The following is a 16,338-nucleotide window of genomic DNA, read 5'->3' as shown; positions in this document are numbered from 1 at the left end:
CAAACGGTGCCACACTGGGCTTTCATATGCGACCTCCGCCCCACATCCTGGTGGTCAACGGCATCAAGGTCCGCAGGCCGGTGTTCGTGCTCGCCGCCCCGCACTCCGGCGCGGATCTGCTGGCCCGCGCCCTGAAACGCTCCCCCGGATTCCACGTCACCATGGGGCGGGCGGCGGTGGCGCACGTCGTCTACGCCTTCGCCCGGCGGCCCTCGATCGCGGGACGGGGCATGGGCGCGACCCGCGTGCTCCGCGACGCCATGGCCGAGTCCTGGCAGATCCTCCCCGGCGCCTGCGAGGAGTGCCCGGCCACCTGCCGGGAGGCGGGCGGCGTGACCGGGGCGGGCCCCTGCGTGGCCTCGGGTTCCGTGGCCCGCTTCGGCGACGCCAGCCCCGACCTGCTCTACAGCGCCTCGGTGCTGCTGCAGGCCTTCCCCGACGCCCGTTTCGTCCAGCTCATCAGGGACGGCCGCGACGTGGCCGCCGACATGCTGGCCGACCCCGGCTCCCTGACGTGGTTCAAACCGGCCATGCTGAGCGACGAGACGGAGTTCCCCAACCCGTTCCTCGGCGTCAACTCCGCCGAGCACCGCGAGCGCTGGAAGGCGATGCCCACCGCGGGCAAGTGCGCGCTGCGCTGGCGCAGCGCGGTGCGGCTGTCGGCCTCGCTCCACCAGGAGCTGCCCAAGGAGCAGCTGCTGACCCTGCGCTACGAGGACCTGGTCTCCTCCCCCGCCGAGGCCCTGGACGGGCTCTCCCGCTTCCTGGAGACGCGGGTCCCGAAGATCGCCCTGCTGGGCAGGAGCGTGCCGAAGGTCGGCGTCTGGCGCAGCCGCCTGCGCGGCCAGGACGCCGAGCTGGTGGCCAAGGTCGCCCGTGAGGAGCTCACCCGCCTGGGCTACGCGTCGTCCTGACCCCGGGCCGTACGAGCCCCCTCACCGGGGGCGGGTCACCAGTTCGCGACCTCGAACGTCGCGCCGGGCCGGATGTCCCCCGGCCGGGCCGTGACGGCCGCGGGACCCGCGTCGGGCACCGGACCCCCGCCTGCGCCGTCGCCGGACCCCAGCGTGCCCAGGATCGTCTCCCAGGTGCCGTCCACCGACCACCGGCGGTGCCGGTTGTAGACGGTCTTCCAGTTGCCGTACGCCTCCGGCAGCTTGCGCCAGGGGCAGCCGGTCCTGGTACGGAAGAACACGCCGTCGATGATCGTGCGGTGATCGGCCCACCGGTTTCCCCGCCGGGCGTGAGCGGGCAGCAACGGCGCCAGCCGTACCCACTCGTCGTCGGTCAGGTCATCGCGTTTCAACCGGTCGTCCACGTCCCCATGATCTAACACCATCGGCACCGGGAGATCCACTCGGAGCCGGGCCGGGCCCGGGGAGGTCAGGAGGTCCGGCTGAACTGGGTCCGGTAGAGCTCGGCGTAGACCGCGCCCCTGGCCAGCAGCTCCTCGTGGCGGCCCCGCTCGACCACCCGGCCGTCCTGGATCACCAGGATCTGGTCGGCCTCGCGGATCGTGGACAGCCGGTGGGCGACGACCAGCGAGGTGCGCCCGGCCAGCGCGACCTTCAGCGCCTGCTGGACGGCGGCCTCGGACTCGGAGTCGAGGTGCGCGGTGGCCTCGTCGAGGACGACCACGCGGGGCGCCTTGAGCAGCAGCCTCGCCAGGGCCAGCCGCTGCTTCTCGCCACCGGACAGCCGGTGGCCCCGGTCGCCCACCACGGTCTCCAGCCCCTCGGGGAGGTCCAGGACCAGGTCGGAGATCTGGGCGGCGCGCAGGGCCTCCCAGATCTCCTCGTCGGTCGCCCCCGGCCTGGCGTAGCGGAGGTTGGCCCCGATGGTGTCGTGGAACAGGTGGGCGTCCTGCATGACGACGCCCACGGTGTCGCGCAGGGAGGCCAGGGTGGCGTCGCGCACGTCCAGGCCGTTGACGCGGACCGCGCCCTCACTGACGTCGTAGAGGCGGGAGACCAGGGCCGTGATGGTGGTCTTGCCCGCGCCCGAGGGGCCGACCAGGGCGACCATCTCGCCGGGGCGGGCGGTGAAGGTGACGCCGCGCAGCACCTCGTGGCCGGGGCCGGTGTCGGGGCGGGCCACCGCCTCCAGCGAGGCCAGCGACACCTCCGACGCCGAGGGGTACCGGAACCGGACGTCGTCGAACTCCACCGAGGCCGGGCCCTCGGGCAGGGGCCGGGCGCCGGGACTCTCGGCGATCATGGGCCGCAGGTCGAGGACCTCGAAGACCCGGTCGAAGCTCACCAGCGCGGTCATCACGTCCACGTGCACGTTCGACAGGCTCGTCAGGGGGCCGTACAGGCGCATCAGGAGGGCGGCGAGCGCCACCAGGGTGCCGAGCTCGAAGACGCCGGAGACGGCCAGCACGCCGCCCACGCCGTACACCAGGGCGGTGGCCAGCGCCGCGACCAGGCCGAGCGCGACGCGGAAGACCGTCCCGTACATGCCGACGGTGACGCCGACGTCGCGCACCCGCCCCGCCCTGCCGCCGAAGGCGGCGGTCTCGTCGGCCGGGCGGCCGTACAGCTTGGCGACCATGGCCCCGGCGACGTTGAACCGCTCGGTCATCATGGTGCTCATCTCGGCGTCGAGTTCCATCTGCTCGCGGGTGAGCCCGGACATCTTCCCGCCGACCCACTTCGCGGGGAGGACGAAGACCGGTAACAGCACGAGGGCGACGACGGTGATCTGCCACGAGAGCACCAGCATGGCGCCGAGCACCAGCACCAGCATGACCACGTTGGCCACGACCGACGACAGGGTGCTGGTCAGGGCGCGCTGGGCGCCGATGACGTCGGTGTTGAGCCGGGAGACCAGGGCGCCGGTCTGGGTGCGGGTGAAGAAGGCCACGGGCATGCGCTGGACGTGGTCGAAGACCTCGGTGCGCAGGTTGTAGATGAGGCCCTCGCCGATCCGCGAGGAGAACCAGCGCTGGGCCAGGGTGAGCGCCCCGTCGGCAACCGCCAGGCCCGCGATGACCAGCGCGAGGGCGACCACCACCCCCTGGCGCCCGGCGACGATGCCGTCGTCGATGATCGCCTTCATCAGCAGCGGGTTGGCGATCACGATGACCGAGCCGACCACGACCAGCGCGAGGAAGGCGGCGATCTGCCGCGAGAAGGGTTGTGCGTAGCGGGCGATGCGTCTGACCGTGCCCGGCGCGAGACGCTGCTTGGTCACCGACCTGTCGCGCCGCAGTGAGAGCATCGCCTGGGGGCCGAGGCCCCCGCCCATCATCGCCATACGGCCTCCTCTCCCGATGCGAGCACCGGGAGAAGCGCGATCATTCCCCTGTCAGCTGGGGGCGAACACCCGTTCCGCGGAGAGGGGCGCGGGACGGCCTATCCGAAGAGCGCCCTGACGCGCCCGGCCTGCTCGCGCGCCTCGGCCGCGCACTGCTCCTCCAGCGTGCGCCCCGAAGCACCCTGAAGCAGCCGCTTGGTCGCCGTCGCGGCGTCGCGGTTGGTCGCCAGCAGCGCGTCGGTCAGGTCGCGTACGGCCTGCGTCAGCTCCTCCGGCGCGACGACCAGCTCGGCGAGGCCGATCCTGGCCGCCTCCTGCGCCCCCACGACGCGGGCGGTCAGGCAGATCTCGATGGCCCTGGACAGGCCCACCAGGTCGACCAGCGGCTTGGTGCCGGTCAGGTCGGGGACCAGCCCGAGGGCCGGTTCCTTCATGCACAGTTTGGCGTCGTCCGCCAGGACCCGCAGGTCACAGGCGAGCGCCAGCTGAAATCCCGCACCGATCGCGTGGCCCTGAACGGCTGCCACGGAGACGATGCCGGGACGTCTCAGCCAGAGGAAACCCCGTTGGGCCCGTGCCACCCGCTCGGCGAAGGCGGCCTCGTCGAGTGTCGCGGAGGACGCGAACGACCCCTGCCCTGGAACCCCCTCCGGGGTGAACATCCTCAGATCGATCCCAGCCGAGAAGGACGGCCCCTCACCTCTGATCACGACGACCCTCACCTGCTGCGGCAGGCCGTCACCGATATGAGCCAGAGCCGACCAGGTAGCGAACGTCTGAGCGTTTCGCTTCTCCGGACGGTCCAGCGTGATCGTCGCGATCTCGCCGTCCACCTCATAGCGCAGACCGACCTCCTTGAGAGAGATCTCCTCCGCACTCCCCCCGAACGCCACTTCCGCCATCGCCTGTTCTCCCACCTTCGGTGTCCGCCTCGCCCGAGCCTATCGACTCTCCAGAATGAGGTTCTACAGGTCCGGGCGGGGACGGTGTCGGCGTGGGGGACGAGCGGCTGCGGTCGCGCGTTCCGAGGCGGGGTCAGCGCTTGGACTTGCCTCGGGTGGCGCCGCCGCGCCCGCGCAGAGTCACACCGGACTCGCTCAGGATGCGGTGGATGAACCCGTACGACCTGCCGGTCGAAGCGGCCAGGGCGCGGATGCTCTCACCCGCGCTGTAGCGCTTCTTGAGATCGGAGGCCAGTTTTTCACGATCGGCCCCGGTAACCCGGGTGCCCTTCTTCAGAGTCTCGGCCACGAGTACCTCCTGTAGTGCCAGACTTCCGCAGCGTTACACACGCCATGATCAGTCATTTCAGCGAGATCGGCTACCTACTCCACGGGAAAAGATCCGTACCCGCTCAAATTAAGATCAGGCAAGTGCCACAAGATCGGAAAATTCGTCGCTCCACGCGTCTTCAACTCCGTCAGGCAGCAAGATCACCCTATCGGGTCGTAGCGCCTCTACAGCACCCTCATCATGCGTGACGAGCACAATCGCCCCAGAATAGGACGTTAGGGCCGAAAGAACCTGCTCCCTGCTGGCCGGGTCGAGGTTGTTCGTGGGCTCGTCGAGAAGGAGGACGTTGGCCGCCGACAGCACCAGCGTGGCCAGCGCCAGCCGCGTCTTCTCCCCGCCCGACAGCACCCCCGCGGGTTTGTCCACGTCGTCGCCGGTGAACAGGAACGAGCCCAGGACCTTGCGCAGCTCCACGTCGGGAAGCTCTCCCCCGGCCGAGCGCATGTTCTCCAGCACGGTCCGCCCGGGGTCGATCGTCTCGTGCTCCTGCGCGTAGTAGCCCAGCTTGAGCCCGTGTCCCGGCTTGACCGCGCCGGTGTCGGGCTCCTCGATGCCCCCGAGAATCCGCAGGAGAGTGGTCTTCCCCGCGCCGTTCAGGCCGAGGATGACGACCCTGCTCCCCCTGTCGACGGCGGCGTCGACGTCGGTGAAGACCTCCAGGGAGCCGTACGACTTCGACAGCCCCTCCGCCATGATCGGGGTGCGCCCGCACGGGGCGGGCTGGGGGAAGCGCAGCTTGGCGACCTTGTCACCGCGCCGCTCCACCTCCAGGCCCGACAGCAGGCGCTCGGCGCGGCGCTGCATGTCCTGCGCCGCCTTGGCCTTGGTGGCCTTGGCCCGCATCTTGTCGGCCTGCGACATCAGGGCCGAGGCCTGCTTCTCGGCGTTGGCGCGCTCACGCCGCCTGCGCTTCTCGTCGGTCTCCCGCTGGGTCAGATAGGCCTTCCAGCCGACGTTGTAGGTGTCGATCACCGCGCGGTTGGCGTCGAGGTGCAGGACGCGGTTTACCGTCGCTTCAAGAAGAGACACGTCGTGGCTGATAATGATCAAGCCGCCCTGGTGAGATCGTAAAAAATCACGAAGCCACCCGATTGAGTCCGCATCTAGGTGGTTTGTCGGCTCGTCAAGAAGGAGAGTCTCCGCCCCGCTGAAGAGGATCCTGGCCAGTTCCACCCGCCTGCGCTGCCCTCCGGAGAGGGTCTCCAGCGGCTGGCCGAGCACCCGGTCGGGCAACCCCAGGCTGGAGGCGATGGAGGCGGCCTCGGACTCGGCGGCGTACCCGCCCAGGACGTGCAGCCGGTCCTCCAGGCGCCCGTAGGCGCGGACCGCGCGGTCTCGCGTGCGGTCGTCGGCCGAGGACATGCCCGCCTCGGCATCACGCAGCTCGCGCAGCACCTGGTCGAGCCCGCGGGCCGACAGGATGCGGTCGCGGGCGAGCACGTGCAGGTCGCCCGTGCGCGGGTCCTGCGGCAGGTAGCCGACCTCGCCGCTGATGGAGACCGTGCCCGAGGCGGCCGACCCCTCTCCCGCGAGCACACGGGTCAGCGTGGTCTTCCCGGCCCCGTTCCGGCCGACGAGCCCGATCTTGTCGCCGGGGTTCACCCGGAAGGACGCGCCCTCGATGAGCAACCGGGCCCCGGCCCGCAATTCGATGTCAGAAGCTACGATCATGGTTGGAGAACACTCCCAGCAGGAAATACACAGGCTCGCTTCACTGTGGCCGAACCCGCCGCGCCCTGTGTCTCCCGGCTCTCGGCTCGGCCGTCTCGCCTTCATCGGGACGACGGTCAATCGGGAGTGCGCATACCGATCAGTGTACGGCGCGACACCGGCCGGCTTCTCCACGATTAAACGAGCCCCTGTCAAGCGGGCCCCGCTCACAGACCGCGTTCACACGGACCTCGTTCACATGAGACCCGCTCACGCGGGCCCGGTCACGCCGGGTCGCTCACCCTGATGCGGACCGCGCGGAACTGGGCCGGGGTGTCCCTGAGGATCACCAGCCGGGGGTCGGGAACCGTCAGGAAGGGCTCGGTCTCCAGCGCGAAGACCGGGGCGAGCCTGCGGTCGGGCCGCAGCGCGTCGACCGCGCGCCGGTCCCCGCCCAGCACGACCGCCTCCAGTTCCCCCACGTGCGGGCCGAGGACGCGCAGCGCCACCTCGGCCGCCGCCTCGTGCGCCTGGTCCACCTGCTTCTCCCTGCGCCGGGCGAAGCGCCGCTGCGACCAGCCGCCCGCCGCGCTGCGCCCGTGGACCTGCCGCGAGCCGACCTTGGAGGAGACCAGCTCCTCCCCCTGGAAGATCCCCGCCGCGTGGCCGCCCAGCCGTACGAGCAGCACGCCGATCCTGCGCTCGGTGCGCACGTGGGTGACCAGGCGCGCCATCGGGCCGCCCCCGGAAGAGGTCAGCGGCGGGAACGGCACCTGGCACTCGGCGACCGCGCCGTCCGCGCCTTCGAGGCGTACGACGGAGGCCGAGGCCGTCACGCTCGGCGGGCCGTGCCGGTCGACGAAGCCGTCGATCCAGCGGTTCAGGCGCTCGGGCGCCACGGAGACCCAGCGGCCTCCACCCTTGGCCGGTCGCGACGTCATGGAACGCGACACTACCGGCTGACCTCGCCGGACACACGGCCTCACCAGACAAGTCCAACGAATAGCGAAATATCGGTGAACATCACAGTGCGTTACTTCTGTGACGGTAAAGCATGCCCCATGCTCGGAAGGTGACGACCAGAGCGCATGCCGTCCCGCAGTCCTCCGCGGCGGGCGTGGGTGTCACGCCCGTCGTCGACCTCGACACCGGGGGCGTCATCGCCTTCCAGGCCGACGGCGGCGGGCGCGGGAACATCTCCTCCACCGTCCAGACGGTGCGTGACGTCGCCACGAGCGAGGTCCTGCTCCCCCTGGTACTCACCCTGCCGACGTCCTCGGTGATCGGCGGCTCGGCCGCGCTCGCGCCGCTCCACGAGGCCCTGCGCGCGTCAGGCCGACGCCCCCGCGAGGTGATCCTCACCGTACGGGGGGACTTCGCCCAGTTCGAGCGCCGTTCCCTGCTCACCGGGCTGGAGGGGCTGCGCGCCATCGGCTACCTCATCGCGGTCGGCGACCTGGGCACCGGGCACGTCCCGCTGGACCTGATCGCCGACGCGGCGCCGTACCTGGCGGTGATCTCACCGGACCTGATCGCCCAGGTGCCCCGCGACCCGCGCCGCTCCGCGATCGGCGAGGGCCTGGCGCGGCTCGCGCGTGGGGTGGGGGCGCACGTGCTGGCCCCCGGCATACGGGACGAGGCGCAGCTCACCGCGGTCCGCGGCTGGGGGGTGCGGCTGGCCCAGGGCCCGCTGCTGGTCCCCGGCCCGTCGGGGCGGGTGCACGTGCCGCTCCCGGTCGTCGAGCAGGAGCCCTCGCGGTTCGTCCTCGGCCCTCGCGTCCACGAGTTCCTGATGCCCGCGGTGACCCTCCCCTTCGAGGCCACCGCCGAGGCCGTGATCGACGCCTTCGGCAGCGAGCCGTCCATCACCAGCGTGATCCTCGTCGACGAGTACCAGCGGCCCCGGGGCAGCCTCGACCGCAGCCGCTTCCTGCTCTCGATCGCCGGGCGCTTCGGCCACGCCCTGCACGGCAAGAAGGCCGCCGGGCGGCTCGCCGACCCGGCCCGCACGGTGCCCAAGACCACCCCCGCCATAGCGGCCATGCAGGTCGCGGGCCGCGACGCCGAGCGCGTCTACGACGACCTGGTCGTCACCGACGAGGTGGGCCGCTGCATGGGCATCGTCCGGGTCGCCGACCTGATCCGCCAGGTCGCGGCCATGCAGCGCTGAGACCTCCTCCGGCCGCGGGCGGAACGGTCCATCCCGCCGACACCTTTACGTTGTAGATTCGGATTTCCGGCACGCCCCCTTGGCAGGCGCGCATGATCACGGTAGGAAGGGCACACGGGGCGGGACGACGGCGAGGGGTACGGCATGGACGAGCGCGGACCCCGGGTCGGGCGGCGCGGGCTGCTCGGCGCGGGACTCCTGGCCGGAGCCGGAGCCGCGCTGGCCGGATGCACCTCAGGCGACGGGCCCGCCGCCCCCGCCGCGACGCCGCCCCCGCCGTTCGACCCGGCCAGCTGGGAGTCGGTGCGGGCCCAGTTCCCGCTCGACCCCTCCTACGCCCAGTTCGCCGCCTACGTCCTCGCCGCCCACCCGGCCCCGGTGCGGCGGGCGATCGAGGAGCACCGGCGCGGCCTCGACACCGACACCGACGCCTACCTGCACGGCGAGGACAGGGAGGGGCCGGTGCGCGAGGCCGCCGCCGCCTACCTGGGCGCCGACGCCCCCGACGTCGCCCTCACCGACAGCACCACGATGGGCCTGGGCCTGCTCTACAGCGGCATGCGCCTGCTCCCCGGCCAGGACGTGCTCACCACCGAGCACGACTTCTTCGCCACCCACGAGAGCCTGCGCCTGCTCGCCGCCAGGACCGGCGCCAAGGTCCGCAGGGCCCGCCTGTACGACGACCCGGCCACGGCCTCCGCCGACGAGATCGTCTCCCGGCTGAAGGCCGCGCTCGGGCCGAGGACGCGGGTGGTGGCGATCACCTGGGTGCACTCGGGCACCGGGGTGCGGATGCCGGTCAGGGCGATCGCCGACATGGTCGCCGAGGCCAACCGCTCCAGGGACGCCAAGGACCGGGCGCTGCTGTGCGTGGACGGGGTGCACGGCTTCGGCGCGATGGCCGACGGGGTGGAGGAGCTGGGCTGCGACTTCCTGGCCAGCGGCACCCACAAGTGGCTGTTCGGCCCCCGGGGCACCGGCGTCCTGTGGGGCAGGGGCCGGGCCTGGGACGCCCTGCTGCCGGTGATCGCGACCTTCTCGAACGTGACCGTCGACCCGGGGACCGGCGACGAGCCGTACGGCCCCGGCGGGCTCGTGCACACCCCCGGTGGCTACCACAGCTTCGAGCACCGCTGGGCGCTGGGCGAGGCGTTCGCCTTCCACACCGCGATCGGCAAGGAGCGGGTGGCGGCCAGGATCACCGAGCAGGCCACCCGGCTCAAGGCGGGGCTCGCGGGCCTGCCCAACGTGCGCCTGGTCACCCCGGTCTCCCCCGGGCTGTCGGCCGGGCTGGTCTGCTGCGCGGTCGACGGCGTGGACGCCCCCGCCGCGGTGGGCAGGCTCCGCCGGGACCACCGGATCATCACCAGCGCCACCCCGTACCAGGACGTCTATCTGCGCTTCGGCACCGGGATCGTCACCACCCCCGAGCAGGTGGACCAGGCCGTGAAGGCGGTCGCCGCGCTCCGGTGACGTATGGTACGAGTTAGGTTTACCTAACCTCAGACCCCCACGGAGTGACATATGGCAGACGAGAGAGCCGAACGCCGCACACCGAAGGTGACGCGCGGCCTGGTCCAGCGGGTCGAGCGGCTCACCCCCCACATGATCCGGGTGGTGGTCGGCGGCGAGGGCCTCGCCGGGTTCCGCGCGGACGAGTACACCGACCACTACGTCAAGCTGCTGTTCGCCCCGGCGGGGGTGAGCTATCCGCAGCCGTTCGACGCGGAGGCGATCCGCCGCGACCTGCCCCGCGAGCAGTGGCCCACCACCCGCACCTACACCGTCCGCCGCTGGGACGCCGAGGCGGGCGAGCTGACGATCGACTTCGTCCACCACGGCGACGTCGGCCTGGCCGGGCCGTGGGCCGACCGGGTCCGGCCGGGCGACGAGATCCACTTCTTCGGCCCCGGCGGCGCCTACGCGCCCGACCCGGAGGCCGACTGGCACCTGTTCGCCGGTGACGAGAGCGCGCTGCCCGCCATCGCCGCCTCCCTGGAGCGCCTCCCCGCGGGCGCCCCGGCCTGGGCCTTCATCGAGGTCGAGGGCCCCGAGGAGGAGCAGAAGATCGACTCCCCCGGTGACGTGAGGATCGTCTGGCTGCACCGCGGGGACGCCCCGTACGGCGAGGCGCTGGTCGAGGCGGTCCGCGGGCTCGACTTCCCCGACGGCGACGTACACGCCTTCGTTCACGGCGAGGCGGGTTTCGTCCGCGAGCTCAGGCGCCACCTGCGCACCGAGCGCGGGATCCCGCTGGCGAGACTCTCCATCTCCGGCTACTGGCGCCTGGGCCGCGACGACGAGGCGTGGCGCTCCTCCAAGCGCGAGTGGAACGAGCGGATCGAGGCCGAGGAGGCCGCGGCGCTCTCGTCCTGACGCTCCCGACGCCCGGACCGCCCCTCCCCGGTCCCCGGTGCCGTACCCGAGGCCGGGCGGGGTTCGCTCAAAGACGGAGTCCATCCAGAGACGGGGTTTCGCGCGGAGGCAGGGCTCACGCGGAGGCGGGGCCCGCTCAGAGGCGGCAGGCGAAGATGGCGGTCACCAGGATGGCCTTGGCGCCCATCTCCCAGAGCTGGTCCATGATCTGCTGGTGTCCCTTGCGCGGGACCATGGCCCGGACCGCGACCCAGCCCTCCCGGTGCAGCGGGGAGACCGTCGGCCCCTCCATGCCGGGGGTGAGGGCGATGGCCTCCTCGATCCGCTCGGCGCGGATGTCGTAGTCCATCATCACGTAGTCGCGCGCCACCAGCACGCCCTGCAGACGGCGGATGAGCTGCCGCAGGCCCGGGGTCTCCTCGGTGCCGACGCCCTTGATCAGCACGCTCTCGGAGTGGATGATCGGCTCGCCGAACACCTCCAGGCCGATGTTGCGCAGCGTGGTGCCGGTCTCCACGACGTCGGCCACCGCGTCGGCCACGCCCAGCCGGATCGCGGTCTCGACCGCGCCGTCCAGCTTGATCACCCGGGCCTCGACGCCCCGCTCGGCGAGGTAGGACTCCAGCAGGCCCGCGTAGGCGGTGGCGACGCGCCTGCCCTTGAGGTCGGCGACGGAGTCGAAGTCGCCGGGGTTGGCGGCGAAGCGGAAGGTGGAGCGGCCGAAGCCGAGCGGGATGATCTCCTCGACCCGCGCCCCGGAGTCGTGGAGCATGTCGCGGCCGGTGATCCCGGCGTCCAGGGTGCCCTCGCCGACGTAGACGGCGATGTCCTTGGGCCGCAGGAAGAACAGCTCGCAGGAGTTCTCCGGGTCGACGACCACGAGCTCCTTGCTGTCCTTGCGGACGCGGTATCCGGCTTCCTTGAGGATCGTCTGGGCCCCCTCGGTGAGGGCGCCCTTGTTGGGTACGGCGAGACGCAGCATGACGGGATTCCTTACGTGTGGACGGGACTGTCTACGAGACCGGAAGCCGGGCGCACCGGCTCACAGATGCTTGTAGACCTCGTCCAGCCCGATCCCCTTGGCGATCATGAGGACCTGCACGTGGTAGAGGAGCTGGGAGATCTCCTCGGCCGCCCGCTCGTTCGACTCGTGCTCGGCCGCCATCCAGCTCTCGGCGGCCTCCTCCACGACCTTCTTGCCGATGGCATGGACCCCGGCGTCCAGCGCGGCCACGGTGCCCGAGCCCTCGGGCCGGGTGCGCGCCTTGTCGGACAGCTCGGCGTACAGCTCTTCGAAGGTCTTCATGATCTCTCTCGGCGTCGTCGGATGTGCCCGTCAAGCCTAACGGGCCATCCGGCCCGGCCGCGTGCTGGTCCACGCTCTGGGACGCGAGCCGTCCGGTTGTCGGCCCCTTTTCCCCGGACGTCCGGGAACGCCCCGCCGGTCCTCGATCACAACCTCGGGCGGCACCCTGGAAGCTTACAGGTTCCCAAGATCACAACTCCGCGAAAACAATGTCGTCGCGGAGCCGGTCCTTTCATGGCCGGTGCGTGAACCTGAGGGAGAAAAAAGCATGAATAACGCATTGAAGAATGTGGCCAAATGTGCGACCGCTCTTGCGCTGGTAGGAGGGGTGAGCGTGGCCGTCGCGTCACCGGCGAGCGCCGCGACCGCGAAATGCGTCGTCGTCACCAACCATTGTGAGACGAATATCGTCAAGGCCAACAGCTCGGGCCACTATGTGTTCTGGAGGCTCGACACCGGCCCTTCGGTATATGGCTGCAGCTGGCGTGTCCGCGACACCGACACCAACTCGATCGTCGGGTCGGGGCGTTTGGGAACACTCCGTCAGGCCAGTGGCTACATCAACGGGCTGTACGGCTACTACCGGATGGAGCTGTACAACTGCGGAAGCGTGGCCATGGCCTGGCTCTCCAACTAGGTGACTCCTTGTGGAGGTCCGCGGACGCCGCGTCAGGCGTCCGCGCTCCACTGGAACCGGGACGCGGGACAGGCCCCCGCCCGCCCGGTGAAGGGTCCAGCCGTCGGGTAGCGCCCTCACGTCACCCTCCCCGTGGATCCCGTGGACGTGGTACGCCCGGCCTCCGCCAGTGTGGCGGGTCCTCCCCCGTCCGGGGCGGCGCGTCAGGGCTTCGTCAGGGTGACGAGCAGCGCGGGGTGGTCGGTGTACCTCATCGAGATGACGTCGGTGCGCTCGAAGCCCATGCTCGCCGCGAAGACGTGCTGCACGTCCCCGTCCCCCTTCCTGAAGAACGGGGCGGAGTTGCAGTTCTGGACGTTCTGCCCGAACAGCGGGGCGTACCTCATGTTGAAGTCGCCCGCCAGGAAGGTCGGCCTGGTGGCGGCGCCCCGGTCGCGCAGCATCGCGATGGCGGCCCTGCACTGGGCCATGGCGATGTTCCCGGTGGTGGACAGGTGGGTGGTGCAGCCGGTCAGGTCGGCGAACTCGGCGCACACGTAGACGCGCCGCTCGCTCCCGCCGTCCTGGGTGGCGTAGACGCCCGAGAAGCCCGTCGCCCCGGTGGCGCGGAAGATCAGCCCGTTGCCGTACTCGTCCCCGTTGACACAGCGCACCGGCGTGCCGTCGGGCCGCAGCGCCGGGGCGAACACCCGGTAACCGTCGCCCATCGAGGGGGCCAGCTGGGCCAGGTCGTCGCGGCAGATCTCGTTGAGGGTGACGACCTGCGGCTGCCTGGCGGCGATGATGTCGCGCGCCTCCTGGATGACGTTGGCCCCGTTGAAGCAGGAGGTGTTGACGCCGCTGTGGCAGAGGTTGAGCTGCAGGACGCGGTAACTCTGCGCGGCGGAAGCGGCGGACGCGGGGGAGGCGGCGGACGCGGGGGAGGCGGCGGACGCGGGGGAGGCGGTCCCGGCCATGGCCATGACCAGCGGGACGACGAGGGAAAGACGAGCGAGAACGCGAAGCTTAGACCACAAAAGGCGCATTTATCCTCTTATCTAGGATACGGGCAGCATAATGTGAATCACTGTTAGTTTGTCCGGATTTTTCGAAGCGAATCACTTCTGTCAGTTTATATAGCTAGAAGCCCGAAACATTCTAGACATATAGGTAAATTTCCACCAGCTGCGCAACGTTCGCACCGCATTCACAACACGTTCAGGCGGCCCCGAATAGGCCATCTTAACCTCCGAACATGACAATATTGACAAACCCGCGACGCACTCTCGTGAGCGTCACCCTCAGCGCGACGTGCACACTGACGCTGCTGCTCGCCCTGGCCGGCCCGGCCCACGCGGTCCCGGCCAACCAACCAGGTGAGCTGGGGCAACCTCATCTACGGCGATCACAACGGGCCGCAGGACGCCCGTACCGACTACTTCGCCACCACCACGATGTTCACCCACCGTTTCATCCCCAAGGAGGGTGGCTACTTCGAGATCGTCCAGTCCACGCCGACCTGGAGCTGCCTGGACAGCAACCACGCGCGCGACGCCTACGGTCACCGCTGCAACGGCGGCGACTACCAGCGGTGGTGGGTGACCGCCGTCGGCACCGGAGAGCTCGGGTTCACCGTGTACGAGATCCGGAACAAGGCGACCGGCCTCTGCCTGGACGGCAACCGGAACGACGAGGTCTACACCCACCCCTGCAACCGCGGCGCGTACCAGCAGTGGGCCTACCAGCCTCGGTAGTGGTCACCCACGCGGGGAATCGTCTTCGCCCAGCCGGTCGAGGTCCTGACCTCGGCCGCCTCGCCCCCGGAGCACGGGCAGCCGGGAAAACGAAGGGCCGGTACGGCGGACGCCGTACCGGCCCTTCAGGGTCCTACAAGGTGGTGATCAGCGGCCGTAGCGGCTGCCACCGCCGCGCGGCGCGGAGCCACGGCCGTCGGCGCGGAACTCGCCGCCGCGGAAGCCGCCGCCCTGACGCTCGCCGCGGAACGGCTCGCGCTCGCCCGCGGGACGCTCGGAACGGTAGCCGCCACCGGCCGGGGCCGGACGGTCGGTACCGGCGCGGAACGGCTCGCGCCGCTCGCCACCTCGGTAGCCGCCGGTGGCCGGACGCTCGGAGCGGAAGCCACCGCCCGACGGGCGCTCGGAGCGGTAACCGCCACCGGCCGGACGCTCGGAGCGGTACTGGCCGCCACCGGAGGTGCCGGTGCCACGGTCGTCACCGAAGGAACGCTCGCGGGGCTGCTGGCCCTCACCGGCGCCGTGCGCGGGACGGTCGGAACGGAAGCGACGCGGGCCACGCCCGCCGCCACCGTTGCCGCCGAAGCCGCCACGGCCCTGACGCTGCTTGGCGGCCGGCGCCGAGGGCTCCCAGACCGGGATCGGCTCGCCGCTGGGCGTACGCGCGCCGGCGACCTCTCCCAGGCGCGGGTGGCCCGGGGTGGCCTTGATGCGGAACGGCTTGATGCCCGCGCGGCGGGTCATCGCGTCGGTGGAGCGGCGCTCGTTGGGGAGCACCAGCGTCATGACGGTGCCCTTCTCCCCGGCGCGGGCGGTACGGCCACCGCGGTGCAGGTAGCTCTTGTGGTCCTGGGGCGGGTCGACGTGCAGCACGAGGCTGATGTTGTCGACGTGGATGCCGCGGGCCGCGACGTCCGTGCAGACCAGGACGTTGATCGTGCCTTCCTTGAACTCGGCCAGGATGCGGGTGCGCTGGTTCTGGCGCTTGCCGCCGTGCAGGCCGCCGGCGCGGATGCCGACCTGGGCGAGCTGCTTGCACAGCCGGTCGACCCCGTGCTGGGTGCGCACGAAGATGATGGTCCGGCCCTCGCGGTTGGCGATCTCGGCGGTCACCGGGAACTTGTCGTCGCGGTGCACCTCCAGCACGTGGTGCTCCATGGTGTCGACCGAGGAGGCGGCCGGGGACATGGAGTGGGTCACCGGGTTGGTGAGGAAGCGGCGGACCAGCTTGTCGACGTCGCCGTCGAGGGTGGCGGAGAACAGCAGGCGCTGGCTGTCGGCCGGGGTCTGCTGCAGGATCGCGCTCACGACCGGGAAGAAGCCGAGGTCACACATGTGGTCGGCCTCGTCGAGGATCGTCACCTGGACCTCGTCCAGCATGCACTCGCCCTGCTGCATGAGGTCGGTCAGGCGGCCCGGCGTGGCCACGATGACCTCGACGCCACGGCGCAGCGCCTCGATCTGACGGCCCATGGACATGCCGCCGACCACGGTCTTCATCCGCAGCGACAGGCCGCGGCCGAGCGGCTCGAGCGCGTCGGTCACCTGCATGGCGAGCTCGCGGGTCGGGACCAGGACGACCGCCAGGGGGTGGCCCGGACGGGCCTTGGCACCGGCGATGCGGGTCATCATGGGCAGGCCGAAGGCGAGAGTCTTGCCGGAGCCCGTCTGGCCACGGCCGAGAACGTCGTGACCGGCGAGAATGTCGGGGATCGTGGCCCGCTGGATGGGGAAGGGACTGTCGATGCCCGAACGGGAAAGACCGGTCACCAGCGGCTTCGGCAGACCGAGGAGGGTGAACTCGGACGGACCTGCGGGGGCCTGGGAGATCTCGGTGATGTCGGTGATTTCGGGCAGAACAGCGTCAAGCATGGTCACGAAGACTCGTGCCTTTCGATAGAAGAACGGGGCACGT

At 70.9% G+C, this 16,338-nt stretch carries 15 protein-coding genes and 1 pseudogene; 6 read left to right on the top strand and 10 right to left on the bottom strand.

The window, feature by feature from the left end:
* Window positions 1-26 precede the first annotated feature (26 nt).
* Window positions 27-914 carry a sulfotransferase family protein gene (locus tag ACW9TB_RS35745; protein WP_472752537.1) on the top strand — a complete coding sequence of 296 codons (888 nt, stop codon included), beginning with the start codon at window positions 27-29 and terminating at the stop codon, window positions 912-914.
* Between the two features lie 158 nt (window positions 915-1,072).
* Here ACW9TB_RS35745 and ACW9TB_RS35740 read toward each other — a convergent pair.
* The 6 genes and pseudogenes from ACW9TB_RS35740 to ACW9TB_RS35715 all read right to left on the bottom strand — a co-directional run.
* A pseudogene (locus tag ACW9TB_RS35740) lies at window positions 1,073-1,306 on the bottom strand (transposase); the annotation flags it as partial.
* A 77-nt stretch (window positions 1,307-1,383) separates the two neighbouring features.
* The gene (locus ACW9TB_RS35735) at window positions 1,384-3,258 is read right to left on the bottom strand and encodes an ABC transporter ATP-binding protein (RefSeq protein ID WP_472752536.1); all 1,875 of its coding nucleotides are present in this window, start codon (window positions 3,256-3,258) and stop codon (window positions 1,384-1,386) included.
* A gap of 98 nt (window positions 3,259-3,356) precedes the next feature.
* Complete coding sequence (locus tag ACW9TB_RS35730) at window positions 3,357-4,160, bottom strand: enoyl-CoA hydratase/isomerase family protein (protein WP_472752535.1); 804 nt, start codon at window positions 4,158-4,160, stop codon at window positions 3,357-3,359.
* 133 nt (window positions 4,161-4,293) lie between these two features.
* On the bottom strand, window positions 4,294-4,509 hold the full coding sequence (locus tag ACW9TB_RS35725) for a helix-turn-helix domain-containing protein (protein ID WP_030904785.1): 216 nt from the start codon (window positions 4,507-4,509) through the stop codon (window positions 4,294-4,296).
* Between the two features lie 114 nt (window positions 4,510-4,623).
* The gene (locus ACW9TB_RS35720) at window positions 4,624-6,222 is read right to left on the bottom strand and encodes an ABC-F family ATP-binding cassette domain-containing protein (RefSeq protein ID WP_472752534.1); all 1,599 of its coding nucleotides are present in this window, start codon (window positions 6,220-6,222) and stop codon (window positions 4,624-4,626) included.
* A gap of 263 nt (window positions 6,223-6,485) precedes the next feature.
* Window positions 6,486-7,142, bottom strand: coding sequence for an acVLRF1 family peptidyl-tRNA hydrolase (locus ACW9TB_RS35715; protein WP_472752533.1), 657 nt, complete (start codon window positions 7,140-7,142; stop codon window positions 6,486-6,488).
* A gap of 131 nt (window positions 7,143-7,273) precedes the next feature.
* On the opposite strand from ACW9TB_RS35715, the gene ACW9TB_RS35710 reads away from it, so the two are divergent.
* From ACW9TB_RS35710 to ACW9TB_RS35700, 3 genes are all read left to right on the top strand, one after another.
* Window positions 7,274-8,371 (top strand): EAL domain-containing protein, encoded by a 1,098-nt coding sequence (locus ACW9TB_RS35710; protein WP_472752532.1) that lies wholly within the window; start codon window positions 7,274-7,276, stop codon window positions 8,369-8,371.
* A gap of 144 nt (window positions 8,372-8,515) precedes the next feature.
* Complete coding sequence (locus ACW9TB_RS35705; protein WP_472752531.1) at window positions 8,516-9,844, top strand: aminotransferase class V-fold PLP-dependent enzyme; 1,329 nt, start codon at window positions 8,516-8,518, stop codon at window positions 9,842-9,844.
* Window positions 9,845-9,895: 51 nt separating this feature from the next.
* Window positions 9,896-10,747 carry a siderophore-interacting protein gene (locus ACW9TB_RS35700; protein WP_472752530.1) on the top strand — a complete coding sequence of 284 codons (852 nt, stop codon included), beginning with the start codon at window positions 9,896-9,898 and terminating at the stop codon, window positions 10,745-10,747.
* 136 nt (window positions 10,748-10,883) lie between these two features.
* On the opposite strand, the gene hisG is transcribed toward ACW9TB_RS35700, so the two are convergent.
* Window positions 10,884-11,729, bottom strand: coding sequence for an ATP phosphoribosyltransferase (gene hisG, locus ACW9TB_RS35695; protein WP_472752529.1), 846 nt, complete (start codon window positions 11,727-11,729; stop codon window positions 10,884-10,886).
* A gap of 60 nt (window positions 11,730-11,789) precedes the next feature.
* Window positions 11,790-12,053, bottom strand: a complete 264-nt coding sequence (locus tag ACW9TB_RS35690) for a phosphoribosyl-ATP diphosphatase (RefSeq protein WP_012892448.1) — start codon at window positions 12,051-12,053, stop codon at window positions 11,790-11,792.
* Between the two features lie 268 nt (window positions 12,054-12,321).
* Between ACW9TB_RS35690 and ACW9TB_RS35685 the strand changes: the two genes are divergently transcribed.
* Window positions 12,322-12,690: a hypothetical protein gene (locus ACW9TB_RS35685; RefSeq protein ID WP_472752528.1), complete on the top strand. Its 369-nt coding sequence runs from the start codon at window positions 12,322-12,324 to the stop codon at window positions 12,688-12,690.
* A gap of 203 nt (window positions 12,691-12,893) precedes the next feature.
* Here the strand turns inward: ACW9TB_RS35685 and ACW9TB_RS35680 are convergent, their stop codons facing one another.
* The gene (locus tag ACW9TB_RS35680) at window positions 12,894-13,706 is read right to left on the bottom strand and encodes an exonuclease/endonuclease/phosphatase family protein (protein ID WP_472752527.1); all 813 of its coding nucleotides are present in this window, start codon (window positions 13,704-13,706) and stop codon (window positions 12,894-12,896) included.
* A gap of 339 nt (window positions 13,707-14,045) precedes the next feature.
* On the opposite strand from ACW9TB_RS35680, the gene ACW9TB_RS35675 reads away from it, so the two are divergent.
* Window positions 14,046-14,423, top strand: coding sequence for an RICIN domain-containing protein (locus ACW9TB_RS35675; protein WP_472752526.1), 378 nt, complete (start codon window positions 14,046-14,048; stop codon window positions 14,421-14,423).
* A 147-nt stretch (window positions 14,424-14,570) separates the two neighbouring features.
* On the opposite strand, the gene ACW9TB_RS35670 is transcribed toward ACW9TB_RS35675, so the two are convergent.
* Window positions 14,571-16,295 carry a DEAD/DEAH box helicase gene (locus tag ACW9TB_RS35670; protein WP_472752525.1) on the bottom strand — a complete coding sequence of 575 codons (1,725 nt, stop codon included), beginning with the start codon at window positions 16,293-16,295 and terminating at the stop codon, window positions 14,571-14,573.
* Window positions 16,296-16,338: the final 43 nt, after the last annotated feature.

The sequence above is a fragment of the Streptosporangium sp. H13245 genome (assembly GCF_055690525.1).
Note: the sequence above shows the minus strand (reverse complement) of the source record. Positions and strands in the feature narration are given on the sequence as shown.